At 69.5% G+C, this 25,872-nt stretch carries 21 protein-coding genes; 10 read left to right on the top strand and 11 right to left on the bottom strand.

From position 1 onward, the window contains the following. Positions 1 to 75 precede the first annotated feature (75 nt). Positions 76 to 2,253, bottom strand: coding sequence for a murein biosynthesis integral membrane protein MurJ (murJ, locus tag NOD94_RS07575; RefSeq protein WP_281204960.1), 2,178 nt, complete (start codon positions 2,251 to 2,253; stop codon positions 76 to 78). A gap of 46 nt (positions 2,254 to 2,299) precedes the next feature. Then, positions 2,300 to 4,567 carry a DUF6049 family protein gene (locus NOD94_RS07570; protein WP_281204959.1) on the bottom strand — a complete coding sequence of 756 codons (2,268 nt, stop codon included), beginning with the start codon at positions 4,565 to 4,567 and terminating at the stop codon, positions 2,300 to 2,302. A gap of 185 nt (positions 4,568 to 4,752) precedes the next feature. On the opposite strand from NOD94_RS07570, the gene NOD94_RS07565 reads away from it, so the two are divergent. Next, positions 4,753 to 6,204: a CCA tRNA nucleotidyltransferase gene (locus NOD94_RS07565; protein WP_281204958.1), complete on the top strand. Its 1,452-nt coding sequence runs from the start codon at positions 4,753 to 4,755 to the stop codon at positions 6,202 to 6,204. A gap of 62 nt (positions 6,205 to 6,266) precedes the next feature. On the opposite strand, the gene NOD94_RS07560 is transcribed toward NOD94_RS07565, so the two are convergent. From NOD94_RS07560 to NOD94_RS07550, 3 genes are all read right to left on the bottom strand, one after another. After that, a complete protein-coding gene (locus NOD94_RS07560) occupies positions 6,267 to 7,535 on the bottom strand; it encodes an MFS transporter (protein ID WP_281204957.1) in 1,269 nt (422 codons plus the stop codon). Positions 7,536 to 7,640: 105 nt separating this feature from the next. After that, positions 7,641 to 8,723 carry an inositol-3-phosphate synthase gene (locus tag NOD94_RS07555; protein ID WP_281204956.1) on the bottom strand — a complete coding sequence of 361 codons (1,083 nt, stop codon included), beginning with the start codon at positions 8,721 to 8,723 and terminating at the stop codon, positions 7,641 to 7,643. 50 nt (positions 8,724 to 8,773) lie between these two features. Further along, on the bottom strand, positions 8,774 to 9,376 hold the full coding sequence (locus NOD94_RS07550; RefSeq protein ID WP_281204955.1) for a PadR family transcriptional regulator: 603 nt from the start codon (positions 9,374 to 9,376) through the stop codon (positions 8,774 to 8,776). Between the two features lie 271 nt (positions 9,377 to 9,647). Here NOD94_RS07550 and NOD94_RS07545 point away from each other — a divergent pair, with 271 nt between their 5' ends. Both NOD94_RS07545 and NOD94_RS07540 read left to right on the top strand, forming a co-directional pair. Further along, entirely contained in the window at positions 9,648 to 12,287 is a 2,640-nt protein-coding gene (locus NOD94_RS07545) for a transglycosylase domain-containing protein (protein WP_281204954.1), read from the top strand. An 86-nt stretch (positions 12,288 to 12,373) separates the two neighbouring features. Further along, complete coding sequence (locus NOD94_RS07540; RefSeq protein ID WP_281204953.1) at positions 12,374 to 13,852, top strand: glycosyltransferase 87 family protein; 1,479 nt, start codon at positions 12,374 to 12,376, stop codon at positions 13,850 to 13,852. A 6-nt stretch (positions 13,853 to 13,858) separates the two neighbouring features. Here the strand turns inward: NOD94_RS07540 and NOD94_RS07535 are convergent, their stop codons facing one another. The 3 genes from NOD94_RS07535 to NOD94_RS07525 all read right to left on the bottom strand — a co-directional run bounded on the left by NOD94_RS07535 (position 13,859) and on the right by NOD94_RS07525 (position 16,516). Further along, positions 13,859 to 14,890: an alanine racemase gene (locus NOD94_RS07535; protein WP_281204952.1), complete on the bottom strand. Its 1,032-nt coding sequence runs from the start codon at positions 14,888 to 14,890 to the stop codon at positions 13,859 to 13,861. Positions 14,891 to 14,953: 63 nt separating this feature from the next. Then, complete coding sequence (locus NOD94_RS07530) at positions 14,954 to 16,072, bottom strand: peptidoglycan bridge formation glycyltransferase FemA/FemB family protein (RefSeq protein ID WP_281204951.1); 1,119 nt, start codon at positions 16,070 to 16,072, stop codon at positions 14,954 to 14,956. 129 nt (positions 16,073 to 16,201) lie between these two features. Further along, positions 16,202 to 16,516 carry a hypothetical protein gene (locus NOD94_RS07525; protein WP_281204950.1) on the bottom strand — a complete coding sequence of 105 codons (315 nt, stop codon included), beginning with the start codon at positions 16,514 to 16,516 and terminating at the stop codon, positions 16,202 to 16,204. Positions 16,517 to 16,765: 249 nt separating this feature from the next. Here NOD94_RS07525 and rpsF point away from each other — a divergent pair, with 249 nt between their 5' ends. The 4 genes from rpsF (at position 16,766) to rplI (ending at position 18,485) form a co-directional block, all read left to right on the top strand. After that, a complete protein-coding gene (rpsF, locus tag NOD94_RS07520; protein WP_004950685.1) occupies positions 16,766 to 17,056 on the top strand; it encodes a 30S ribosomal protein S6 in 291 nt (96 codons plus the stop codon). 75 nt (positions 17,057 to 17,131) lie between these two features. Next, positions 17,132 to 17,740 carry a single-stranded DNA-binding protein gene (locus tag NOD94_RS07515; RefSeq protein ID WP_281204949.1) on the top strand — a complete coding sequence of 203 codons (609 nt, stop codon included), beginning with the start codon at positions 17,132 to 17,134 and terminating at the stop codon, positions 17,738 to 17,740. Between the two features lie 43 nt (positions 17,741 to 17,783). Next, a complete protein-coding gene (rpsR, locus tag NOD94_RS07510; RefSeq protein WP_005315025.1) occupies positions 17,784 to 18,020 on the top strand; it encodes a 30S ribosomal protein S18 in 237 nt (78 codons plus the stop codon). 18 nt (positions 18,021 to 18,038) lie between these two features. Next, a complete protein-coding gene (gene rplI, locus NOD94_RS07505; protein ID WP_281204948.1) occupies positions 18,039 to 18,485 on the top strand; it encodes a 50S ribosomal protein L9 in 447 nt (148 codons plus the stop codon). 253 nt (positions 18,486 to 18,738) lie between these two features. On the opposite strand, the gene NOD94_RS07500 is transcribed toward rplI, so the two are convergent. Further along, the gene (locus NOD94_RS07500; RefSeq protein ID WP_281204947.1) at positions 18,739 to 20,076 is read right to left on the bottom strand and encodes an MATE family efflux transporter; all 1,338 of its coding nucleotides are present in this window, start codon (positions 20,074 to 20,076) and stop codon (positions 18,739 to 18,741) included. A 452-nt stretch (positions 20,077 to 20,528) separates the two neighbouring features. Here NOD94_RS07500 and dnaB point away from each other — a divergent pair, with 452 nt between their 5' ends. Continuing rightward, a complete protein-coding gene (dnaB, locus tag NOD94_RS07495) occupies positions 20,529 to 21,992 on the top strand; it encodes a replicative DNA helicase (RefSeq protein WP_281204976.1) in 1,464 nt (487 codons plus the stop codon). A gap of 76 nt (positions 21,993 to 22,068) precedes the next feature. Further along, on the top strand, positions 22,069 to 23,454 hold the full coding sequence (locus NOD94_RS07490) for a serine hydrolase domain-containing protein (protein ID WP_281204946.1): 1,386 nt from the start codon (positions 22,069 to 22,071) through the stop codon (positions 23,452 to 23,454). A 127-nt stretch (positions 23,455 to 23,581) separates the two neighbouring features. Here the strand turns inward: NOD94_RS07490 and NOD94_RS07485 are convergent, their stop codons facing one another. Both NOD94_RS07485 and NOD94_RS07480 read right to left on the bottom strand, forming a co-directional pair. Beyond that, the gene (locus NOD94_RS07485; RefSeq protein ID WP_281204945.1) at positions 23,582 to 24,043 is read right to left on the bottom strand and encodes a GNAT family N-acetyltransferase; all 462 of its coding nucleotides are present in this window, start codon (positions 24,041 to 24,043) and stop codon (positions 23,582 to 23,584) included. 18 nt (positions 24,044 to 24,061) lie between these two features. Continuing rightward, the gene (locus NOD94_RS07480; RefSeq protein WP_281204944.1) at positions 24,062 to 24,949 is read right to left on the bottom strand and encodes a GNAT family N-acetyltransferase; all 888 of its coding nucleotides are present in this window, start codon (positions 24,947 to 24,949) and stop codon (positions 24,062 to 24,064) included. A 227-nt stretch (positions 24,950 to 25,176) separates the two neighbouring features. Between NOD94_RS07480 and NOD94_RS07475 the strand changes: the two genes are divergently transcribed. Next, positions 25,177 to 25,827 carry a haloacid dehalogenase-like hydrolase gene (locus NOD94_RS07475; protein ID WP_281204943.1) on the top strand — a complete coding sequence of 217 codons (651 nt, stop codon included), beginning with the start codon at positions 25,177 to 25,179 and terminating at the stop codon, positions 25,825 to 25,827. Positions 25,828 to 25,872: the final 45 nt, after the last annotated feature.

The following is a 25,872-nucleotide window of genomic DNA, read 5'->3' as shown; positions in this document are numbered from 1 at the left end:
CATGCCAATTGTGCCCACAGTCCGGCGCTCTGCACGACACGCCAGGGAGGTCGGCTCCTCCGGTGGGCATCCGCATCAGCGTCCCAGACGTCCGCGGACCATCCCGACCATGGAGTTGAGCTCTTCGATCCGCATCCGCTTGGCGGCGATGAGGAACACGGCGCCCAGCGCGACGGCGCCGGCGACGAGGGCGGCGAGGGAACCGAGGACTCCGCTGCCCAGCCACTGGGTGACTCCGTAGGCCACACCACCCGCGACGGCGGCGGCCGGCACGCACGCGCCGATCAGCCGCGTGTAGGTGCGCATCACGTGGGCGCCGTCGAGGTCGCCGCCGAGACGGGTCTTGAGGCGGCGCCAGGCCACACCGACGCCCACCGCGTAGCCGAGTCCGTACGCGGCGGCCATGCCCACGACGGCCCAGCGGGCGGGGAGGACGAAGAAGGCGATGGTGGAGGCACCGGCGTTGACGGCGGCGACGATGACCGTGTTGAAGAAGGGGGTTCGGGTGTCCTCGTAGGCGTAGAAGCCGCGCAGGACGACGTACTGGACGGAGTAGGGGATCAGACCCAGGCCGAAGGCCATGAGGACGAAGCCGATGTTCCGGGCGTCGTCCGCACCGGAACCGGCGTACAGCAGGGTGGCCATCGGGACGCCGAGCGCGAGGAACGCGAAGGCACAGGGCACGATCGCGACGGCCGAGGTGCGCAGCCCGTAGGAGATGTCGTCGCGGACCGCGGCGGCGTCCCCGTCGTGCGCGGAGCGGGAGATGCGCGGCAGGACGGCCGTCATGACGGAGACGGTGATGATGGCCTGCGGCATCTGCCACAGCAGCAGTGCGTAGTTGTAGGCGGTGATGCCGGTGCCACCCTGGCCCTGCGTACCGGCGACCGTTCCGGCCGTGGTGGCGAGCTGGGTGACGACGATCAGGCCGAGCTGGTTGACGAGGACGAAGAAGAAGGTCCACTTGGCGAGACCCGCGGCCTTCCCGAGGCCGTGGCCCTTCCAGTCGAAGCGCAGGCGCGGCTTGAACCCGGCGTCGCGCAGGTAGGGCAGCATCGCGAGGGACTGGACGACCAGGCCCAGCAGGGTGCCGATGCCGAGCAGCCGGACGCCCTCGGGGGTGATGCTCCCCTCCGTCATGCCCGTTGCGGTGAAACCGCCGAAGGCCCAGATGAAGGCGCCGAACGTGGCGATGACGACGATGTTGTTGAGGACCGGGGTCCACATCATGGCGCCGAACCGGCCGCGTGCGTTGAGGATCTGACCGAGGACCACGTGCACACCCATGAAGAACATCGTGGGCAGGCAGTAGCGGGCGAAGGCCACGGCCACGTCGAGCCGCTCGGGGTTGTCCGCGATGTCCTGCGACATCATCCCGATCAACAGCGGGGCGCCCAGGACGCAGACGGTGGTGACCGCGCCCAGGAGGACCACGACGAGGGTCAGCAGTCGGTTGGCGTAGGCCTCGCCGCCGTCGTCGTCGTTCTTCATGGCCCGGACGAGCTGGGGGATGAAGACCGCGTTGAGGGCGCCGCCGCCGACCAGCACGTAGATCATCGTCGGCAGGGTGTTGGCGACCTGGTAGCTGTCGTTGAGGGCGGCGACGCCGATGGCCCCGGCGATCACCAGGGTGCGGGCGAAGCCGGTGAGGCGGGAGACGATCGTGCCGGCCGCCATCAGCGCGCTCGACTTGAGCAGGCTGGAGGCCCGCCCTGCGGGCTTGACGGGGGCCGGGGCGGCCACCGGAGCCTCCTCGACCGGAGTGCGGGGGGCCGCCTGCTGGTCGCGGTACAGGTGGGCGAAGGCGTCCGGCTCCGGCTGCTCCTCGGCGGCCCGCGTCACCAGCGAGTCAACGCCGACGAACTGCGTGGTGGCGGCGTGGTCCCCGTACGGAAGGTGACGGGAGGGGCCGTCCGGCTCCGGAGGCGGGGTCTGGGCCCAGACCCGCGGGTCCGGGCCGTGGGAGGGGGATTCGGGAGCCGCGTACAGCGGGGCCGCCTCCTGGTAGGTGCCGGGGGGCGGCGGCGGGTGGGACGCCCGGTCGTAGAGGACCTCGGCGACCGGATCCTGCGCCGACAGGTCCTGCGCCCGGTACGGGTCGTAGGCGTAGGCGTCCTGGACGTAAGGGTCGTGGTCCGGCGCGGGCGCGGGCGCCGGAACCTGTCCGGGCACGGGAGTGCCCGGGGCAGTGCCCTGGGAGGGCGTCTGCCCACCAGCGCCCTGCGCGCGGTCACCGTCGTACGGCGCGTTCATCGCAACCCCACCTCATCGTCCCCAGGCCGACCGGCCACGGCATCGCTCAACGGTCCACTGTCTCACTCGGGCCGGACCCCTCGGCGCTTTGCGGTCCGGTGTCCGGGGACTCGTCACTCGGCTGCGTGCTCTCCTCCGCGGCAGTGCGGGCCGCGACACGCTTGCGGCTCGCGTACATCTTGATGCCTGCGAGGACCAGGAGCAGCACGCCGCCCGCCATGACCAGCATGACCGTGGGCGTGATCTCCGTCGCATCGACGGTGAAGGTGCGTTCCTTGCCGTACGGGACGCCCTCCTTGGTGAAGAGCTGCGCGGTGACCTCGACGGGCCCGCTCGCGGTGGCGTTGGCGGTGAACTTCACCGTCTGGCTGTGTCCGCCCTGGACGACGACCTCCTGCTCCGACTCCCCGCTGTCGCCGAACATCAGGCGGGTGGGGTTGGCGGACTTCACGCGGAGCACGAGGTTGTGCACGTCCTGGACGAGGCTGTTCTGGACGCTGACGGGGATCGTCGCGCTGTGCCCGGACAGGGTCGCGTCGGACTTGGGGATGACCTTGACCTTCTCGGTGAGTCCGATCAGGTACTGCTGGACCTGCTCCCGGTAGAGCCTCCCCTCCTCGGGGCGGCCGCGCCAGGAAGTGGACATCTCCCGGTTGGTCGTGTTGCCGAAGGGGATCTCGACCCGGTCCGGCGCCGTGAGGATGACCTTGAAGTGGTCGAGGGTGTTCTGGGTGGTGCGGATCTTCTCGAAGGCCGACACCGGGAGTTCCTGCTTGCTCAGGGACTCGGGGTACTGCCCGGCGCCCGGAACCTGGGTCGAGGCGCCGGGGTCGGGCTTGGCGGCGGCCGCGGCCTCCAGGTCGGAGGGCTGGCTCCACCGGGCGCCCTGGAGACCGCGCAGGGCGAGGGCCATCGAATCGGCCTGGCTGACCGTGGGCATGCGTTGGGGCGCCACCACGTAGCTGCGCGGCTCGTCGCCGTTGTGCAGGTTGAGGGCGAGGCTGTGGGCGAGGAACTGCTGCACGGCGAGCGTCGAGTTCCCCGCGCGGGACATGTCGCCCTCGAAGGCGGTGGAGAGCTCGGCGTCGGCGACCACGGCCGTGGTGCCGGCTCCGATGGGCCGCGCGGCCGAGGGCGTGTACCCGAGGGCGCCGCTCTCCTGGAGGCTGTCGCTGCGCGTGAGGACGTTGTGGGCTCCGGCCGAGGTGGCGACGTTCACGATCGCGGGGTCGATCGCGCCTTCCACGGGCCAGGAGAAGTCGGTGGACGGGGTGACGTGGAGGACCGTCTCCACGGCCTGCCTCGCCTTGTCGGTGGCGGGCCGCAGCTGACCCAGGGTGCCCGAGACGTCCTTGCCGTGGTGGGCCAGCGAGGCGATGTCCGGGTCGGCGAAGGGCAGCGCGACGACCTTCTTGCCCTGGACGGCGTTCTCCAGGTCGCTCAGCCAGCGCTCGGCGACGGCCTTGTTCTTGCCCTGGACGGGCTTGCCGCCGGGCTCGGGGCTGCGGACCCGGTAGCCCTTGGTCATCGCGTCGACGGTGGCCAGCAGGTCGGGGTCGATGACCCAGGTGACGGGCAGGTCCTTGCCGAGCGCGACCATCCGCTCCAGGCGGCCGCCGGGTGCCAGCTCCTGGGCGAGGGAGTCGTCGAGGAACACGGGGGTCTGGAGCTCGTCCGATCCGGTCTCCGCGGTGACGCGGGTCGTGGAGATCAGCGGCCACACGTAGGTGAGCGAGGAGCGCTTCGCGGCGGGGTCCGGCTGCCAGGGCAGGAACGTCCGCTGGATGCCGAGGACCCGTTCCGAGGGCCGGCTGTCGGTCGTCCCCGAGACGGAGACCCCGAGCTGGTAGACGCCGTCCGCGCCCAGTTCCAGCTTGTTGACCGGCACCTTGATGGAGAACGGCTTGCCGACCTTGGAGGGGAGCGAGTCGATCTTCACGGCGAAGGCGCTGTCGATCTCCCCCGGATCCACACCCGGCCGGAATCCCTTGCGTTCCGAGACCTCGTCGATGGCGGACCGGTCGCTCACCATCGGTCCCACCCGCAGTCCGACGTGGGCGCCCTTGACCGTCTCGGAGCTGTTGTTGACCACGGTTCCGGAGATGGTCAGCGTGTCGGTCTTGACGGGAGCGCTCGGGCTCACCTCGTCCAGCTGGACGTCGACCGAGCCCTCGGCGGCCTGGGCCGGCGGGGCGGGAGCGTAGATCAGAGCGGCCAGCACCGGCGTCCCGGCGAGCAGGACCACCGCCCGCCGCAGCCAGCGGCGCCGGGCAGGGGTGGGAGTTCCCCCCTGGATTTCTGCCGCCTCGGCCACGCGCTCGCCCGTCCTCGAAGTGTCAGTGGTCGTCGTTTCTGCGTCCACGCATGGTAACGAGGTGCGCTGTGCGCGAGTGCCGCGCCTTGCTCCACATGATCGGGGGCGGCTCCCGGGCGCCCCGGTGCGGGGTGGTCGCAAAACGAGTGAGCCCGTGCCGGGCGGGCCACGTACCCTTTTCTGTTGTGCCGAACGCCAATGAAGACACCCCCAGTGCCCTGAGTCAGGTGCAGCTCCGCGCGGTCAGTGAACTGCTGCGGGTCGCTCCTGTCGCCGACGAGCTCGGCCGCCGGTTCCAGCAGGCGGGCTTCCGCCTCGCCCTGGTCGGCGGGTCCGTCCGCGATGCGCTGCTCGGGCGTCTCGGTAACGACCTCGACTTCACCACGGACGCGCGTCCCGAGGACGTCCTGAAGATCATCCGGCCGTGGGCCGACTCCCTCTGGGACGTCGGCATCGCCTTCGGCACGGTGGGGGCGCAGAAGCAGGGCTTCCAGATCGAGGTGACGACGTACCGCTCCGAGGCGTACGACCGCACCTCCCGCAAGCCCGAGGTCTCCTACGGCGACTCGATCGAGGAGGACCTGGTCCGGCGCGACTTCACGGTCAACGCCATGGCGCTGGCCCTGCCGGAGCAGGAGTTCGTCGACCCGCACGGCGGTCTGGAGGACCTGGCCGAGGGCGTGCTGCGGACTCCCGGCACTCCGGAGGACTCCTTCTCCGACGATCCGCTGCGGATGCTGCGCGCCGCCCGGTTCGCCGCACAGTTGGACTTCGAGGTCGCACCCGAGGTGGTGGCCGCGATGAAGGCGATGTCCGACCGAATCGAGATCGTCTCGGCGGAGCGGGTGCAGGGCGAGCTGAACAAGCTGTTGCTGTCGGCGCACCCCCGCAAGGGCCTGGGGCTTCTCGTGGACACGGGTCTCGCCGATCGCGTGCTGCCCGAGCTGCCCGCGCTGCGACTGGAGAGCGATGAGCACCACCGGCACAAGGACGTCTACGACCACTCCCTGATCGTGCTGGAACAGGCGATGGCGCTGGAGGAGGACGGCCCGGACCTGGTCCTGCGCCTGTCGGCCCTGCTGCACGACATCGGCAAGCCCCGCACCCGCCGGTTCGAGAACGACGGCCGGGTCTCCTTCCACCACCACGAGGTGGTGGGCGCGAAGATGACCAAGAAGCGCATGACCGCGCTGAAGTACTCCAACGACATGATCAAGGACGTGTCCCGGTTGGTGGAGCTGCACCTGCGCTTCCACGGCTACGGGGACGGCGAGTGGACCGATTCCGCGGTGCGGCGCTACGTTCGTGACGCGGGCCCGTTGCTCGGTCGGCTGCACAAGCTGACCCGGTCGGACTGCACCACGCGCAACAAGCGCAAGGCCAACGCCCTGTCGCGCACTTACGACGGGCTGGAGGAGCGCATCGCGCAGCTCCAGGAGCAGGAACAGTTGGACGCGATCCGGCCCGACCTGGACGGCAACGAGATCCAGCAGGTGCTGGGGATCCGCCCCGGACCGGCGGTGGGCAAGGCCTACGCCTTCCTGATGGAGCTGAGGCTGGAGAACGGCCCGATGGGGCACGACGCGGCGGTGGAGGCCCTCAAGGAGTGGTGGGCCGCTCAGGACGCGCAGGGCTGAGGCCCCCCGTCCGCTGTTTCACGTGAAACAGCGGACGGGGGCGTCGGTACGAGGGCGGTGTTTCACGTGAAACACCGCCCTCGTCGTTGCACGAGCACGGCCGTGGCGGCGTAGAGCAGGGCCACGGTCACGATCAGGGTGGTGGACCGGCCGTCGGTCGGGAGCATGAGCGAGGCCACGGCGGCGGCCCCGACGAACGCCACGTTGAACAGGACGTCGTAGACGGAGAAGACCCGCCCGCGGAACTCGTCGTCCACCCGGGACTGTACGACCGTGTCGGTGGAGATCTTGGCGCCCTGCGTGGCGAGGCCGAGGACGAACGCGGCGACGAGCATCGGCCCGGGTGCGAAGAAGAGCCCGAGCGCGGGGACGAGGACGGCGGCGCCGGCGGCGCAGACGGTGATGCACCCCAGGGTTCCCAGCCGGGTCACCAGCCAGGGCGTGATGACGGCGGCGACGAAGAACCCGGCCCCCGAGACTCCGACGGCGGTGCCCAGCAGGGCCAGACCGTCCGACTCGTTGTCCGACCAGGCGTAGCGGCAGAGCATCAGCAGCGTGACGGTCAGGGCCCCGTAGCAGAACCGCATCAGCGTCATCGCCGTGAGCGCCAGGGCTGCCTCGCGCCGCTCGGCGAGGTGCCTGAGTCCCTCGGCCATGCCCCGCACGGTCAGGGCGGCGCCCTCCACGAGCGACGGGTGGGTACGGCCGGGTGGGTGGTCGGGCCCGAGCAGACCCACGGCCAGGCGCAGGGAGACCAGGGCCGCACACAGGTAGAGCCCGGCGCCGAGCAGCACGACCAGGGCATTGCTGTCCGAGGCCAGGAGCCGCACCAGGAAGGCGAGTCCGCCCCCGCCCACGGCCGCGAGGGTTCCGGCGGTCGGGGAGAGGGCGTTGGCAGTGACCAGCTCACCGGGGCCCACGACGCGGGGCAGTGAGGCGGCGAGGCCCGCGAGGACGAAGCGGTTCACCGCGGTGACGGACAGGGCCGAGGCGTAGAACAGCCAGTCGGGCACCTGCGCGACGATCAGCACGCCGGTCACACAGGCGAGGAAGGCCCGCAGCAGGTTGCCGTAGAGGAAGACCTGGCGGCGGCGCCACCTGTCCAGCAGCACGCCGGCGAAGGGACCGATCACCGAATACGGCAGCAGGAGCACCGCCATGGCCGAGGCGATGGCCGCGGGCGAGGTCTGCTTCTCCGGGGAGAAGACCACGTAGGTGGCGAGTGCGACCTGGTAGACGCCGTCGGCGGCCTGGGAGAGCAGCCGTACGGCGAGCAGGTTGCGGAAGTCCCTCAGGCGCAGGAGTACGCGCAGATCACGTACGACAGGCATGAGGGCAAGGGTCACACACGCCGAGGGTCCCCGGACACATTGTCCGGGGACCCTCGGCGTAAGAGCAGTCGAAGACCAGGTGTCCGGAGGACACGTGGGGTGCGACTAGCGCTCGACCTCGCCCTTGATGAACTTCTCGACGTTCGCGTAGGCCTCGTCGTCGAAGTACTGCACCGGCGGGGACTTCATGAAGTAGCTCGACGCCGACAGGATCGGGCCGCCGACACCGCGGTCCTTGGCGATCTTCGCGGCGCGCAGGGCGTCGATGATGACACCGGCGGAGTTCGGCGAGTCCCACACCTCAAGCTTGTACTCAAGGTTGAGCGGGACGTCGCCGAAGGCGCGGCCTTCGAGGCGGACGTAGGCCCACTTGCGGTCGTCGAGCCACGCCACGTAGTCGGACGGGCCGATGTGGACGTTCTTCTCGCCGAGCTCGCGGTCGGGGATCTGCGAGGTGACGGCCTGGGTCTTGGAGATCTTCTTCGACTCCAGGCGGTCGCGCTCCAGCATGTTCTTGAAGTCCATGTTGCCGCCGACGTTGAGCTGCATGGTGCGCTCAAGCCGGACGCCGCGGTCTTCGAACAGCTTGGCCATCACGCGGTGCGTGATGGTGGCGCCGACCTGGGACTTGATGTCGTCGCCGACGATCGGGACACCGGCCTCGGTGAACTTGTCCGCCCACTCCTTGGTGCCGGCGATGAAGACCGGGAGGGCGTTGACGAAGGCGACCTTGGCGTCGATGGCGCACTGCGCGTAGAACTTCGCAGCGGCCTCGGAACCGACGGGGAGGTAGCAGATCAGGACGTCGACCTGACGGTCCTTGAGGACCTGGACGATGTCGACCGGCGCCTCGGCGGACTCCTCGATGGTCTGGCGGTAGTACTTGCCCAGGCCGTCGAGGGTGTGGCCGCGCTGGACCGTGACGCCGGCGTTCGGGACGTCACAGATCTTGATGGTGTTGTTCTCGCTGGCGCCGATAGCGTCCGAGAGGTCGAGGCCGACCTTCTTCGCGTCGACGTCGAACGCGGCGACGAACTCGATGTCACTCACGTGGTAGTCGCCGAACTGGACGTGCATCAGACCGGGGACCTTGGCCGCCGGGTCGGCGTCCTTGTAGTACTCGACGCCCTGCACCAGCGAGGCGGCGCAGTTGCCCACGCCGACGATGGCTACGCGAACCGAACCCATTCCGGTTGCTCCCTGTTTGTTCTCGGAACGAGGCCTGCGAGATGCAGGCCTCACTTTGCAGTTTCGTCGGACGGTCCGGGTCGTCTCCGATCCCGTCCCGCCCGCTCGCTCTCGATGAGCTCGTTCAGCCAGCGCACTTCACGCTCCACGGATTCCATACCGTGTCGTTGCAGCTCAAGCGTGTAGTCGTCGAGACGCTCCCGTGTGCGGGCGAGCGAGGCGCGCATCTTCTCCAGGCGCTCCTCCAGCCGGCTGCGGCGGCCCTCCAGTACCCGCATGCGTACCTCGCGTTCGGTCTGACCGAAGAAGGCGAAGCGGGCGGCGAAGGACTCGTCCTCCCAGGTATCGGGGCCGGTGTGGGAGAGGAGCTCTTCGAAGTGCTCCTTACCTGCGGCCGTCAACCGATACACGATCTTGGCGCGGCGCCCTGCGAGTGAAGCGGCGAGAGCGTCTTCCGGGGCGTTGCCCGGCTCCTCGATCAACCAGCCGTTGGCGACCAGCGTCTTGAGGCAGGGATAGAGGGTCCCGTAGCTGAACGCCCTGAACACCCCCAGCGAGGTGTTGAGCCGCTTGCGGAGCTCGTAACCGTGCATGGGGGATTCGCGAAGCAGGCCGAGGACGGCGAACTCGAGGATGCCTGAGCGCCTACTCATCCGCCTGCCCCTCTCCGCCTCTGAGTTTATGCCGAGCTGATGTATCGACTCGATACATCCAGACGATAGAACGGGTGGCCGTTCGCGACAAGGGGTGACGTGGTGACCGGCGTCACATCATCAATTCGTGCGACGCGAGGTGCCTGATTTGGGGTGAACTTCGGCACTGGTCGGGTTTTGGCCGTGCGTAGTCTGTGCGGCAACACAACGGGGGAACCGGAATTCACCAGCCGCTTCCAGGCCACTCGCCTGCCCGAGGAGTAGTCGTTCGATGAGCGAGCACCGCCGCAAACCGCCGCAGCCCCAGGGCGGCGGACGCGCCGCGTCCCGCCGGGCCGCGCAACAGCGCCCCGGCAGGGGCGCCGGGTCCGGGCGTGACGTCCCCACGGCGTCACCCAGCGGACCGTACGCAGACCAGACCGCCCACGGCGGACGCGCGGACGCCCGCCGGGCCGGCCGGCGAGGAACCGCGAGCCGTGGCCGCGGCGGCAAGGGCGGGGGAAACCGGCTCGTCGACTACCCGCGTGCCGACAAGGACGGCTGGAAGCGCTTCGTACCCTCTTGGAAGCTGGTCGGGGGCACGTTCCTGGGCTTCTTCGCGGTCATCGTGGCCGGCGCCGGCATCGGCATCGCGAGTGTCGGCACGCCCGACCCGAACAAGGCGGCCGAGGCACAGAACAACGTGTTCCAGTGGGCGGACGGCACGCAGATGGTCGCCACCGGCGGTTCCACGAACCGGCAGATCGTGCCCATCGACCAGATTCCCCTGTCGATGCGCAACGCCGTGATCGCCGCGGAGAACGAGTCCTTCGAGACTGACAAGGGCGTGGACCCGACGGGCATCGTCCGCGCGGTGGTGAACATGGCCACCGGCGGGTCCACCCAGGGCGGCTCGACGATCACCCAGCAGTACGTGAAGAACATGTACCTGGACTCCGAGCAGACGCTCAAGCGGAAGGTCACCGAGCTCTTCATCTCGATCAGGCTCGGCATGACGGAGCCGAAGGACACGGTCCTCGCGGGCTACCTCAACACCGCCTACTACGGCCGTGACGCCTACGGCATCCAGGCCGCCGCCCGTGCCTACTTCGGCAAGGACGCCAAGGACCTGGACCCGTCCCAGAGCGCTTTTCTGGCAGCCCTCCTGAAGGGCCCCAACCTCTACAACCCGGACGGCGGCATCGGTACCGCCGCCACCCCCGAGGCCAACGAGAAGCGGGCCCGGCTGCGCTGGGCCTGGGTGCTCGACCGCGAGGTCGCGGTGGGTCGCATGGAGCAGTCCGAGCGGGACAAGTACAAGGAGTTCCCGGCCAGGGTCGACTCCGAGCAGGCCCGCGGCATGTCCGGGCAGACCGGATACCTCGTCGAGGTCGCCAAGCAGTACGTCCTGAAGACCACGGGCATCACGGCCGAGAAGATGGCCCTGGGCGGCTACACGATCCGGACGACGTTCGAGAAGCCCAAGGTGGAAGCCCTGTCCAAGGCGGTGGAGGACACCCGCAACGACTTCCTCGACGAGAAGAAGCGGCCCCAGTACGACACCTTCGTGCAGTTCGGCGCGGCCTCGGTGGACGTGAAGTCCGGGGCGATCGTGGCGCTGTACGGCGGTCCCGGCTGGGACCACAAGCACTTCGCCAACAACGCCAACACCTCCGGCGTGCCGGTCGGCTCCACCTGGAAGCCGTACGTGCTGGCCGCGGCCATGCAGTACGGCACCCAGAACTCCAAGGGCTCGGGCATCTCGGTCGACAGCAAGTACCTCGCCGACGACCTCACCGTGATCACCAACCGTAAGGGCCAGCCGCTGCGGGGCAAGGGCGGCGAGCCGTTCAAGCAGAAGAACGAGAGCCCGCAGGCCTTCGGCTACGTGACCCTCGACGAGGCGATGCGGCAGTCGATCAACGTTCCGTTCGCCCAGTTGATCTTCGACGTCGGCCACGACAAGGTCCGCGGGGTCGCCCGGTCCACCGGCATCCTCGACGAGTCGATGGACCCCGACGACAACGCCTCCTTCGCGCTCGGCACCTCGACGCCCAGCGCCATCCGGATGGCCGACTCGTACGCCACCTTCGCCGCCTCCGGCACGCACCACGAGCCCTTCTCCGTGACCAGGGTCACGGAGGACGGCAAGGACCTGCCCGGCTTCGAGCCCCCCAAGTCGGCCCGGGCCATGGACGACGCCATCGCGGACAACGTCACCAAGGTCCTGCGGAACGTCGTCGAGAACGGCACGGGCATCAAGGCGAAGAAGCTGGGCCGGCCCGCCGCGGGCAAGACCGGTACCACCGACCTCAACAAGTCGGCCTGGTTCGTCGGCTACACCCCGGAGCTCTCCACCTCGGTCACGCTGTTCCGCAACGACCCGAACTCCAAGGACAAGGCGCTGATGTCCATGAACAACGTGGGCGGGGTCGACTCCATCCACGGTGGTGACATCCCGGCCGTGATCTGGACGGAGTACATGCGCGAGGCCCTGAAGGGAACTCCGGTCAAGCAGTTCCCGGAGCCCGAGGAGATCGGCGTGACCGCCGACGCGTCCGGGGCGCCCACCCCGACGCCCCCGGCGCCCTCCTACTCGCCCTCCCCGACCCCGTCGGTCCCGCCGTCGAGCTCGGCGCCCCCGGTGTCCCCCTCGCCCTCCCGCGGCGGCAGGCCCTCCTGCAAGCCGTGGGCCGGTCTGTACTGCGACCCGGAGACCGCGGGCGGCACCACCGACGGCGCCTCGAACGGCGGAGGAGACAACGGCGGGATCGGGGGCACCGGCGGCAGCGGCACGGGCGGCGACGACGGTGGCACCAGCGGCTTCCCGGACGGCGGAACCACCGGCATGCCCTCCCCGTCGAGCTCGGGCCGGCCCGGCCGGCCGGGCGGCTCCACGAACTGGGGAATGAACATGGGCGCCTCCGGCTGACCCCTCCCCCCTCCACACCGGTGAGGGCCGTCGCACCCGTGCGACGGCCCTCCCGCGTGTCCGACCCCGTACGGCAGGATGAGCGCATGACCAAGGTGCACGAGGAGCGGCCCGTCCTGCCCACGGAGGAGGACGAGGTCGCCGCGGCAGGCAGCGAATTCATCGGCGGCCCCATCGGCCGGCACGCCCGCCTCGGCGGCCACTGGCTGGGACCGGTGCGTGTCGTGGTGCTGGTGGTCCTCGGGCTGTTCGCCCTGGGCATGGTGCAGAAGCTCCCCTGCTACGACTGGGCGTGGTTCCGGGGCGCCGCCTCGCAGTACACGCACGCCTGCTACTCCGACATCCCGCACCTGTACTCCGCGCGGGGCTTCGCCGACGGCCTCGTGCCGTACTTCGACCGCTTCCCGGACCTGGAGCCGAAGTACGGCGACATGCAGTACCTGGAGTACCCGGTGCTCACCGGGGCCTTCATGCAGGTCGCCGCCTGGCTGACGCCCACCTCGGGCTCGCTCCAGCACCGCGAACAGATGTACTGGATGGTCAACGCGGGCATGCTGATGGCCTGCGCGGCCGTCCTGGCCGTCTGTGTCGCCCGGACCCACCGGCGCAGGCCCTGGGACGCGCTGTTCCTCGCGCTGGCCCCGGCCTTCGCGCTCAACGCGACGATCAACTGGGACATGCCGGCGGTCGCCCTCGCCGCCGTCGCGATGCTGATGTGGTCGCGCAGTCGTCCCCTGGCCGCCGGCGTCTTCATCGGTCTGGCCACCGCGGCCAAGCTCTACCCCGCCCTGCTGCTCGGCGTCCTGTTCGTGCTCTGCTGGCGGGCGGGGAAGTGGCGGGCCTTCGGCGCCGCGGCCGGTGGGGCCGTGGTCACCTGGCTCGTGGTGAACGCGCCGATCATGTTCTTCGCCTGGGACGGCTGGAAGCGCTTCTACGTGTTCAGCCAGGAACGGCCGATCGACTTCGGCTCCGTGTGGCTGCTGATCTCCCAACGCACCGGCAACCCCCTGGAGGGGGCCAACACCTACGCGACGGGCCTGACGCTGCTGATGTGCCTGGCCATCGGCCTGCTCACGCTGACGGCACCCAGGCGCCCGCGGTTCGCGCAGCTGGCCTTCCTGGTCGTGGCCGCCTTCATCCTGGCCAACAAGGTCTACTCGCCGCAGTACGTGCTGTGGCTCATCCCGCTCGCCGCGCTGGCCCGCCCCCGCTGGCGCGACTTCCTGATCTGGCAGGTCGGCGAGGTCGCGTACTTCCTGGGCATCTGGTTCTACCTGGCCTACACGACCAGCGGGGACAAGCACCAGGGCCTGCCCCTGGAGGGCTATCAGCTGGCCATCGCCGCCCACCTGCTGGCCACGCTCTACCTCTGCGCGGTCGTGGTGCGGGACATCCTGCTGCCCGAGCGGGACGTCGTACGGCGCGACGGCTCCGACGACCCGTCCGGCGGTGTCCTGGACGGGGCCGAGGACAGGTTCGTCCTCACGAACGCGGCGAAGGCGCCGCAGTACGCGGCGCCTTCGCGAGGACAGCGTGTCGACTGGGGCGCGACCCCCGGCGACTGATCGGGGTCAGGCGTCGAGCACCCGGTCGAACTGCGTGGTGGTGTGCCGCAGGTGCGCCACCAACTCGTCGCCGACCTTGGGCTCGGTCGCGTCCGAGGGCACGAACAGGATCGACACCTGCATGTGCGGGGGCTCGGCGAACCAGCGCTGCTTGCCCGCCCACACGAAGGGCGAAAGGTTCCGGTTGACCGTGGCCAGGCCGGCCCGGGCGACGCCCTTGGCGCGCGGCATCACCCCGTGCAGTGCCTTGGGGGCCTCCAGCCCCACCCCGTGCGAGGTGCCGCCCGCGACGACGACCAGCCAGCCGTCGGAGGCGGCCTTCTGCTGGCGGTAGCCGAACCGGTCGCCCTTGGAGACCCGGGTGACGTCCAGGACCGAACCGCGGTACTGGGTCGCCTCGTGGTCGCCCAGCCACAGCCGGGTACCGATCCGGGCCCGGAAGCGGGTCTGCGGGAACTGCTGCTGGAGCCGGGTCAGCTCCTCGGCCCGCAGGTGGCTGACGAACATGGTGTGCAGCGGCAGCCGGGCCGCGCGCAGCCGGTCCATCCAGCCGATGACCTCCTCGACGGCGTCCGAGCCGTCCGGGCGGTCGAGAGGAAGGTGCAGGGCGAAGCCCTCCAGCCGAACGTCCTCGATCGCCGACTGGAGCAGGCCGAGGTCCTGCTCGGAAACGCCGTGGCGACGCATCGAGCTCATGCACTCGATGACGACGCGGGCGCCGACCAGGCCCCGCACGCCGTCCACCGAGGACACGGACCGGATCACCCGGTCCGGCAGCGGCACCGGCTCCTCGCCCCGCCGGAACGGGGTGAGGACGAGCAGGTCACCGCCGAACCAGTCCTTGATCTTGGCGGCCTCGTACGTGGTGCCGACGGCCAGGATGTCGGCGCCCATCCGGGTCGCCTCCTCGCACAGCCGCTCGTGGCCGAAGCCGTAGCCGTTGCCCTTGCAGACCGGGATCAGTCCGGGGAACTGGTCCGTGATCTGCTTCTGGTGCGCACGCCAGCGCGCGGTGTCGACGTAGAGCGTGAGCGCCATGCCCGTCCGGGACCTCTCTTGGTGGCTGCCTGGTGCAGCGATGCGGTGTGTGGGGAGGGGGGATCAGCGACGGGACATATACATGTCGAGCGCCTTGTGCAGCAGCTTGTTCAGCGGGAAGTCCCACTCGCCGACGTACTCGACGGCCTCGCCGCCGGTGCCGACCTTGAACTGGATGAGGCCGAACAGGTGGTCGTTCTCGTCCAGCGTGTCGCTGATGCCGCGGAGGTCGTAGACGCTCGCACCGAGCGCGTACGAGTCGCGCAGCATGCGCCACTGCATGGCGTTCGACGGGCGGACCTCGCGCTTGTGGTTGGCGGAGGCGCCGTACGAGTACCAGACGTGCTGGCCGACGGTGAGCATCGTTGCGGCGGCCAGCGGCTCCCCCTCGTGCGTGGCGATGTACAGCCGCATCCGGTTCGGGTCCTCCGAGTTGAGGGCCGTCCACTGGCGCTGGAAGTAACTGAGCGGACGCGGGCGGAACTTGTCGCGCTCGGCGGTGATCTCGTAGAGGTGCTGCCAGGTGGGCAGGTCCTCGTAGCCGCCCTGGACGACCTCGACGCCGGCCTTCTCGGCCTTCTTGATGTTGCGGCGCCACAGCTGGTTGAAGCCCTTGAGGACGTCGTCCAGCGAGCGGTTCGCCAGCGGCACCTGGAACACGTAGCGGGGCTGCACGTCGCCGAAGCCGGCGCCGCCGTCCTCGGCCTGCTGCCAGCCCATGCGGCGCAGCTTGTCGGACACCTCGAAGGCGCGGGGCTCGATGACCGAAGCCTCCACGTCGCGCAGGCGCTTGACCTCGGGGTCCTGGATTCCGGCCTTGATGGCGGCGGAGTTCCAGCGGCGGATGACGACGGGCGGGCCCATCTTCACGGTGAAGGCGCCCTGGTGCTTCAGGTGCGCCAGCATCGGCTGGAGCCATTCGTCCAGATTCGGGGCGTACCAGTTGATGACCGGGCCCTCGGGGAGGTACGCGAGGTAGCGCTTCACCTTGGGCAGTTGGCGGTACAACACGAGCGCGGCACCGACGAGTTCGCCGGACGCGTCGAACCAACCCAGGTTCTCGGAACGCCACTCGTTCTTCACGTCGGCCCACGCCGGGACCTGGCAGTGGCTCGCCGAGGGCAGGCTCTGGAGATATCCCAGATGCTGCTCTCGGCTGATGGTCCTCAGGGACAGGCTCATGCGGGGCGTCTCCTCGGCGGCTTCGCTGGCTATGGCGCGAAGCCTACTGCGACGTGGGCGCCACCCATCTGGGGGACGGGCCGAGCCCGGGCCGGTGGAAGCCGGCGCCCCGTCGCGGAGGTCCCCCGGTCAGCCCAGCCAGCCGCCGAAGAGGCCGCCGTGCGCCATGCCGAGGAAGAAGCCGAAGGCGGACGCGCCAAGGCCGATGATCAGCGCGAAGCGTTCGCGTGTCGTGATCGAGATGAACTGTCCGTAGCCGCCGGTCAGGATCCCGATCAGCCCGGCCCACGAGCTGACCAGGTGCAGGTGGTGCCAGAACGCCGTGATGAACGCCACGGCGCCGAGGATGAGGGTGGCCGCCATCAGGGTGTCCTGGAGCGGGTGGGGCTTGCCGTCCGTCGCGAGGAGAGAGATGGGGGACTGCGGTCGCATTGCCTGTGCCATCGGAAGGCACCTCCTGGCTGGAGCAGAGCGGTGCGACGGGGCTGCCGCCGACAGGGCCGGGGCATAGCACCGAGCACACCCGATGGATACAGATTGTGGTCCTCTCCCGGCGGATTTCAACCGGAAGGAGTCGACGGGGTAGTCTGTACGGTCTGCGCGGTGTCTGTTCTCAGACGCCGTGCGCACGCATCACGACCCTCCTGCCACGGAACGACCGTGGCCGCTGAGTCCAAAGGAGGTGGGTTCCACATGCGTCACTACGAAGTGATGGTCATCCTCGACCCCGATCTCGAGGAGCGCGCTGTCTCCCCGCTGATCGAGAACTTCCTCTCCGTCGTCCGTGAGGGCAACGGAAAGGTCGAGAAGGTCGACACCTGGGGCCGTCGTCGTCTCGCTTACGAGATCAAGAAGAAGCCCGAGGGCATCTACTCGGTCATCGACCTGCAGGCCGAGCCTGCGGTCGTCAAGGAGCTCGACCGCCAGATGAACCTGAACGAGTCGGTTCTCCGGACCAAGGTCCTTCGCCCCGAGACCCACTGAACTTCGGTTCAGCGGTAATCGGGACCGAGTAGTACACAGCAGCCCAGCAGCACATCCCCGCCGAGAGGTTCATCCATGGCAGGCGAGACCGTCATCACGGTCGTCGGCAATCTCGTCGACGACCCCGAGCTGCGCTTCACCCCCTCGGGTGCGGCGGTCGCGAAGTTCCGTGTCGCGTCCACTCCCCGCATCTTCGACAAGCAGACCAATGAGTGGAAGGACGGCGAAGGCCTGTTCCTGACCTGCTCGGTCTGGCGTCAGGCGGCTGAGAACGTCGCCGAGTCCCTTCAGCGGGGCATGCGCGTCATCGTGCAGGGCCGGCTGAAGCAGCGGTCGTACGAGGACCGTGAGGGTGTCAAGCGCACGGTCTACGAGCTGGACGTCGAGGAAGTCGGCCCCAGCCTGAAGACCGCCACGGCCAAGGTCACCAAGACCACGGGTCGCGGCGGCCAGGGTGGATACGGCGGCGGCGGTCAGCAGCAGGGTGGCGGCGGCAACTGGGGCGGAGCCCCCGGTGGCGGCGGTGCGCCCCAGGGCGGCGGAGGTCCCTCCGACGACCCGTGGGCGTCCAGTGCGCCGGCTGCCGGTGGCCAGCAGCAGGGTGGCGGCGGGGGCGGTTGGGGCGGAAGCTCCGGCGGCTCCGGCGGCTCCGGCGGTGGCTACTCGGACGAGCCGCCCTTCTAGGGCAGCTCGCATCCCCACTTCTTGATCACACAGGAGAGACACAATGGCGAAGCCGCCTGTGCGCAAGCCTAAGAAGAAGGTCTGCGCGTTCTGCAAGGACAAGACCGCTTACGTGGACTACAAGGACACGAACATGCTGCGGAAGTTCATTTCCGACCGCGGCAAGATCCGTGCCCGCCGCGTCACCGGCAACTGCACGCAGCACCAGCGTGACGTCGCCACGGCAGTCAAGAACAGCCGTGAGATGGCACTGCTGCCCTACACGTCCACCGCGCGATAAGGAAAGGGTGACCGAACAATGAAGATCATCCTGACCCACGAGGTCTCTGGCCTCGGCACCGCCGGCGATGTCGTCGACGTCAAGGACGGCTACGCTCGCAACTACCTGGTCCCGCGTGGTTTCGCGATCCGCTGGACCAAGGGTGGCGAGAAGGACGTGGCGCAGATCCGCCGCGCCCGCAAGATCCACGAGATCGCGACCATCGAGCAGGCCAACGAGTTCAAGGCCAAGCTCGAGGGTGTGAAGGTCCGTCTGGCCACCCGCGCGGGTGACGCCGGCCGTCTCTTCGGTTCCGTCACGCCGGCCGACATCGCCACGGCGATCGAGGCTTCGGGTGGCCCGAAGGTCGACAAGCGTCGCGTGGAGCTCGGCTCCCCGATCAAGACCCTCGGTTCGTACCAGGTCTCCGTGCGTCTGCACGCCGAGGTCGCCGCGAACGTGGGCATCGAGGTCGTCGCCGCCTAAGGGCAGCGCAATGAAGGGCCGCACCCCTCCGGGGGTGCGGCCCTTCGTCGTTCCCGGGCACCGGACTGGGTGCGCGGCATGGGCGATCGGTCGTGACGGAGGCTGTTTCACGTGAAACAAGGCTTCTGAAGGTGTCCACGACGCCAGGGCGCCGGCGGCGTTTCACGTGAAACGAGGTCCGCGGGTGTTTCACGTGAACGACCCGGTGACCGTTTCACGTGAAACGGTCACCGGCAGGCCCGGCCGTGGACCGTCAGCGGGTGGCACCGGCGACCAGCCACCGGCCGGAACGGGCGCGCAGCTGGAGAGTGATCATTCGGACCACCATCATCAGTGTCATCGCCCACCAGAGGGCGGTGAGGCCGCCTCCGAGAACGGGTACCAGGACCGCCGCCGGGGCGAAGACGGCGAGTGTCACCAGCATGGCCCGGGCCAGGTAGGGCCCGTCCCCCGCGCCCATCAGCACCCCGTCCAGGACGAAGACGATTCCGGAGACCGGCTGGGACACGGCCACGACGATCAGGGCCGGCAGCAGGACGTCCTCGACCACGGGATCGCTGGTGAAGAGCGGGATGAAGACCGGGCGGGCCGCGATGACCAGCAGGCCGAGGACGATCCCCGAGACGACGCCCCACTGGACCATGCGACGGCAGACGGCCTTGGCGCCCTCGGTGTCCCCCGCGCCCAGGTAGCGGCCGATGATGGCCTGTCCGGCGATCGCGATCGCGTCAAGGGCGAAGGCGAGCAGGCTCCACAGGGACAGCAGGATCTGGTGGGCGGCGATGTCGGCGTCGCCGAGCCGGGCCGCGACGGCGGTCGCGATCATCAGGATGGCCCGCAGGGACAGGGTCCGGACCAGCAGGGGCGCGCCCGCCCGGGCGCAGGCCCGGATGCCGGCCTTGTCGGGGCGCAGGGAGGCGCCGTGTCGCCGTGCTCCGCGCACCACCACGAAGAGATAGGCGGCCGCCATCGCGAACTGGGCGATGACCGTGCCCCAGGCGGATCCGGCGATGCCGAGGCCGGCGCCGTACACCAGGGCCACGTTGAGGACGCCGTTGAGGGCGAAGCCCCCGATGGCCACGTAGAGCGGTGTACGGGTGTCCTGGAGCCCGCGGATGACGCCGGTGGCGGCCAGGACCATGAGCATGGCCGGGATTCCGAGGGCGGAGATGCGCAGGTAGGTGACCGCGTACGGGGCGACGGTGTCGGAGGCTCCGAAGAGGGACACCAGCCCGGGTGCGGTGGGCAGGATCGCGGCGGCCACGACCGTTCCGAGCAGGAGCGCGAGCCAGATCCCGTCCATGCCCTGCCGGATGGCGGCCGGTAGGTCGCCGGCGCCGACGCGCCGGGCCACCGCCGCGGTGGTGGCGTAGGCGAGGAAGACGAAGACGCTCACCCCGGTCATGAGGAGCGCGGCGGCGATGCCGAGGCCGGCCAGCTGGGGGGTGCCGAGGTGCCCCACGATGGCGCTGTCGGCCATCACGAACAGCGGTTCGGCCACGAGGGCGCCGAAGGCGGGGACGGCGAGGGCGAGGATCTCGCGGTCGTGCCGTCTCGGGGCAGCCTTCATAGCTGTGGGGGCCTGTGTCATGCGCTCAATCTAATCTTCCACAGGTAATGGATGCAAGTGCCCTTGGATCCTTACCAAGGCGTTGACTTGCGGGTTCTTCACACCCCATTGGAGGCGATCTTGAGACAGTGGCCAAGAATTTTCTCCCCCAGCTTCGCGATGTGGGGAAATCGCAGGTCAGCATAGGTGTCGGGGAGGGTCGGGTGATTTTGTCCACAGCGTCATCCCCCGGTCCGTACACAGCTTCCGACCACTTACCCACAGCATTGGCGCCGTCGTCCACATCTCATCCACACAGCCTGTGGATAACAAGATTGGCTGACGTCGCTCGCGGCCCTACCGTTGGGCGTTGCCCGACGCGCCGAGAGCCGATCCGGGTGCCCCAAATGTCAGAGCCGTGTCGTAGAAAGAATGGCACGGCGAGGTCCGCGTAGCGGACGGGAGGAGGCGGCCCGGTGAACATGCCCGAGCCCATGGACGACCCCTGGGCCGACAGCGGTCCCAGTGACCGTCTGCCCGCCCGTCCGCGCCGTAACAGCGAAGGCCGTGGCCGCGGGGACAAGCGGGACGACGACGGCCGTGAGGGCGGCTCCTGGGACGGCGGTGGGGGCGGCTTCGAACGGGTTCCGCCGCAGGACCTCGATGCCGAGCAGTCGGTGCTCGGCGGCATGCTGCTCTCCAAGGACGCCATCGCCGACGTGGTCGAGGTCCTCAAGGGCCACGACTTCTACCGTCCCTCGCACGAGACGATCTACCAGGCCATCCTCGACCTGTACGCCAAGGGCGAGCCGGCCGACCCGATCACCGTCGGCGCGGAGCTGACCCGGCGCGGCGAGATCAGCAAGGTCGGCGGTGCCTCCTACCTGCACACGCTGGTCCAGTCCGTGCCCACCGCGGCGAACGCCGAGTACTACGCGGAGATCGTCCACGAGAGAGCCGTCCTGCGGCGCCTCGTCGCCGCCGGTACGAAGATCACGCAGATGGGGTACGCGGCGGACGGCGATGTCGACGAGATCGTCAACAGCGCCCAGGCCGAGATCTACGCCGTCACCGAGCAGCGGACCTCCGAGGACTACCTGCCGCTGGGCGACATCATGGAGGGCGCCCTCGACGAGATCGAGGCGATCGGGTCGCGCAGCGGCCAGATGTCGGGCGTACCGACCGGGTTCACCGACCTGGACTCCCTGACCAACGGCCTCCACCCGGGCCAGATGATCGTCATCGCCGCGCGTCCCGCGATGGGAAAGTCCACGCTCGCCCTGGACTTCGCACGTGCCTGCTCCATCAAGGCCAATCTGCCCAGCGTCATCTTCTCCCTCGAAATGGGCCGCAACGAGATCGCCATGCGCCTGCTCTCGGCGGAGGCCCGCGTGGCGTTGCACCACATGCGTTCGGGAACGATGACCGACGACGACTGGACCCGGCTCGCGCGCCGGATGCCCGACGTCTCGGCCGCGCCGCTGTACATCGACGACTCCCCGAACCTGTCGATGATGGAGATCCGGGCCAAGTGCCGCCGCCTCAAGCAGCGCAGTGACCTCTCCCTCGTCGTCATCGACTACCTCCAGCTGATGCAGTCGGGTGGCTCGCGCCGTCCGGAGAGCCGCCAGCAGGAAGTCTCGGACATGTCCCGAAACCTGAAGCTGCTGGCCAAGGAGCTGGAGGTTCCGGTGATCGCGCTCTCCCAGCTGAACCGTGGTCCCGAGCAGCGCACCGACAAGAAGCCGATGGTCTCCGACCTCCGTGAATCGGGCTCCATCGAGCAGGACGCCGACATGGTGATCCTGCTGCACCGCGAGGACGCGTACGAGAAGGAATCCCCCCGCGCGGGCGAGGCGGACCTGATCGTGGCCAAGCACCGAAACGGCCCCACGGCCACCATCACCGTCGCGTTCCAGGGCCACTACTCCCGCTTCGTGGACATGGCCAACACGTAGGACCGGGGCGACCGGGAGTCCGGCGGCGGTGGGAATCGAGAGGCCGTCGGTCACGTGGGTGTGGTACCTACTGATCATGGACGCGCTCTCTGAAGACCTGGAACTGCTCCCCGAAACCCGGCGCGCGCTGCGGCACCGGATCGCCGTCGCGCAGAGCGAGGGACGGGCCCCCTCCGTGGTGGCGGCGGTCGTCCGTGGTGGCGAGGTGGTCTGGGAAGGGTCCCGTACCTCCGTGGAAGGGCACGGACCGGACGGAAACGTGCAGTACCGGATCGGCTCGATCACCAAGACCTTCACCGCCGTTCTGGTGCTGCGGTTGCGGGACGAGGGGCTGCTCGACCTGTCGGACCCGCTGGAGAAGCACCTGCCCGGAACGGGCGTCGGCGAGGTGACCGTCGCCCAGCTGCTGGCCCATACGGGCGGGCTGGCCGCCGAGACCCCCGGCGCGTGGTGGGAGCGGAGCCCGGCGGCGCTCCGGCCCGAACTCGCCGACGTACTCGGGGACGAGCCGTTCAGGCACACCCCCGGCCGCCGGTTCCACTACTCCAACCCCGGCTACACGCTGCTGGGTTCGCTGGTCGAGGCGCTGCGGGGGAGGCCGTGGGAGGACGTCCTGCGGGCCGAGGTGTTGGAGCCGCTCGGCCTGAGCCGTACGAGCGGGCAGCCGCAGGCCCCGCACGCGGGCGGTTGGGCGGTGCACCCGTGGGCCGACGTGATGATGCCCGAACCGCTGGAAGACCTCGGGCTGATGGCGGCTGCCGGGCAACTGTGGTCCACGACAAGGGACCTGGCGCGCTTCGCCGACTTCCTGCTCCGCGGTGACGACCGGGTGCTGAGCGCCGCGACCGTACGGGAGATGCGTGCGCCGGCCGCGCCGCCGGAGCCCGGCTTCGCGGATTCCGGGTACGGGCTCGGTGTTCAGCTGGCGACGGATGGCGCGCGCCGGCTGGTCGGGCACAGCGGCTCCCTCCCGGGGTTCGTCGCCGGCCTGTGGCTGAGCGAGGACGACGACGTGGCCGCCGTCGTCCTGGCGAACTGCACGTCCGGGCTGCCGCCGATGACCGTGGCCGTCGACCTGGTGCGGATCGTCGCCGACGCGGAACCGCGTTTTCCCGAGCCGTGGCGGCCGACCGGGGAAGCCGACCGGGTGCCGTTGGAGCTGACCGGGCCCTGGTACTGGGGGACTTCGCCGCAGCTGCTGCGGCTCACGTACGACGGTTGCCTGCAGCTGGGCCCGGTGGGGGCCACCGGGCGGGCGGCTCGCTTCCGCGCGGAGCCGGACGGGACGTGGACCGGTCTCTCCGGCTACTACGCGGGCGAGACGCTGCGGGCCGTTCGCCGGGAGGACGGCTCGGTGAGCCACCTCGACCTGGCGTCGTTCGTGTTCACGCGGGAGCCCTACGACGCCCAGGCCCCGGTGCCCGGAGGGGTGGACCCCCAGGGCTGGCGGGGCATCGGCTGAGGCCGGTGCCGGTGCCGGTGCGGTGGCCGGTGGCGGCGCCCGACGCCGGTCATGATCGGGAGGCCGGGGCTCGTCCTCCCGATGGCATACCGGGTCGCCGCCGACGGGGTCCGGCCTACCGGATCGCTCAGAGTTGGAACTTGAAGCCGACGTGGGAGGCGGTGAAGCCGAGCCGCTCGTAGAAGCGGTGGGCGTCGGTGCGCGTCACGTCCGAGGTGAGCTGGACCAACTGACAGCCCTCCTGGCGGGACCGGTCGATCGCCCACTCGATGAAACGGGTGCCGAGGCCGCTGCCCCGCTCGTCGGAGTGCACGCGGACGCCTTCGATGATCGACCGGGTGGCCCCCATGCGGGAGAGTCCCGGTACGAACGTGAGCTGGAGGGTGCCCACCACGCGCTCACCACGGACGGCGACGACGACGTGCTGGTTGGGGTCTTCGCTCAGGCGCTTGAGGGCCGCTACGTACGGGGCGAGGTCGTCCGGGGATTCCCGGGTGGCGCCGAGCGGGTCGTCGGCGAGCATCTCGACGATGGCCGGCAGATCCGCCTCGGTGGCGGGGCGGATCCTCAGGTCGTGGGTTTCGGTCATGGTGCGCTCTTCCTTCTCTCAGCCGGCTGCGACGGTCAGCGGGGCCCAGCGGCGGGTCCAGTCGCCGGGCAGGTGGGGGATGTCCCGGGTCATGACGGCGTTGAACGCCACGGATTCGAGACCTCGTTCCTTGAGCCAGGCGAGAAGTTCCTCGTGGCGTACGTCGACGTCGGTGCGCAGGGGTCGGTCGGTGGTGGCGGCCAGCGCGGTCACGAGTGCCTGGGCGCCGACGGTGTCGCGCGCGATCAACGGGCCCACGACATGGGTCTGCATGTTGGGCCAGATGGCGGCGTACCCGACGAGCTCGCCCCGATCGTCCTCGATGACGAGCAGCCGGTCGGCGAAGGCGGGTAGGCGGGTGATCAGGTGGGTGCGGTCGGCGCCGAACACCTCGGTGTCCAGACGGATGATGGCCGGGATGTCCCTGGATGTGGCCGGGCGGACGGCTTCGTCGCCCGGGACCGGACCGTCTCCGGCGGGGCGGAAGGCACCCACGAGCATCTCCGCACGGCCCGTGGTGTCGAAACCGAGCTCCTCGTACAGGGGGCGGCCGTACGGCGTGGCGTGCAGGGTCAGGGGGATGCCCGTCAGGACCTCGTCGCACACGTGTGTCATCAGTCGGCGGCCCAGTCCCCTGCGGGCGTACCGCTCCGCGACGAGGACCATGCCGAGGGCGGCGAGGTCCGGGTTGGCCCGGCTTGGGCCGTAGCGGGTGACGACGCAGGCGGCGGCAAGTCCCTCTCCGTCGGGGGCCTTGATGCCATAGGCGTCCCCGGCCGCGAGGAGGAGCCCCCACTTGTGGTCCTCGCGGGGCCAGCCACGGTCCTCGGACAGATCGGCGCAGTGCCGGAGATCATCCGTGGTGAGCAAGCTGATCGGCAGGTCGGTGAGCGGTGGTGGTGTCACCTGCCCAGACTGGATCACGGGCCGGGTGGGAGTCCAGAGGATATGGCGCGGCGGGTGACGTCGGTGTTTCACGTGAAACCGCCCATCGAAGGTGGGGCACGGCAGCCACGTTTCACGTGAAACGCCGCTGGTTTCACGTGAAACACAGCCGTTCCTCACGTGGACTCACGGCGTTTCACGTGAAACACGCTGTTTCACGTGAAACGGAGCGGCTAGCCTCGACGGCTATGACGATGCTGCACCTCTTCGATCTCGACGGGACCCTGATGTTCGGCTCGGCCGCGCCGGTCGAGATTTCCCGGCAGCTCGGCGTGGGCATCGAGATTGCCGAACTGGAGCGGTCCTTCGCCGCGAGGGAGATCAGCCCCCACCAGTTCTCGATGGCGGTGCGGGAGCTGTGGTCGGAGCTGACGCCCGCACACGTTCGGGCGGCGTTCGACGGTGCTCCGTGGCTGGCGGGCATCCGGGACGTCTGGCAGGAGATCCGCGAGCGCGGCGACTACTGCGCGGTCATCTCGCTGTCCCCTTCGTTCTTCGTCGAGCTGTTGCTCGAATGGGGTGCCCACGCCGCGCACGGCTCGGTGTTCCCCGCGGTGCCCTTCACCCGGCCCGTCGACCTGGCGGGGATCCTGACGCCCGAGGGCAAGGTGGGCATCGCCGACCAGCTGTGCGCACGGTTCGGAGTGAGTCGGGGCGACTGCGTGGCCTACGGGGACTCCCTGACCGACGCGGTTCTCTTCGATGCCGTTCCGAGGTCGGTGGCGGTGAATGCCCGTCCGTACCTGGCCGAGCGGGCGACGTACGTCTACGAGGGTCGCGACCTCCGTGAGGCATACCAGCTCGTGGGGGTGACCCGCCCGGAAGTCGAGGCATCTTAAGGGGAAAGAGGGTTCGAAACGCAGATTTTTCCCATTCCCCCGCAG

Origin of the sequence: Streptomyces sp. Isolate_45, from assembly GCF_024721315.2 — a bacterium.
Lineage (GTDB): Bacteria > Actinomycetota > Actinomycetes > Streptomycetales > Streptomycetaceae > Streptomyces.
The sequence above is the reverse complement of the archived record's forward strand: the minus strand, read 5'-3'. Positions and strand labels throughout refer to the sequence as shown.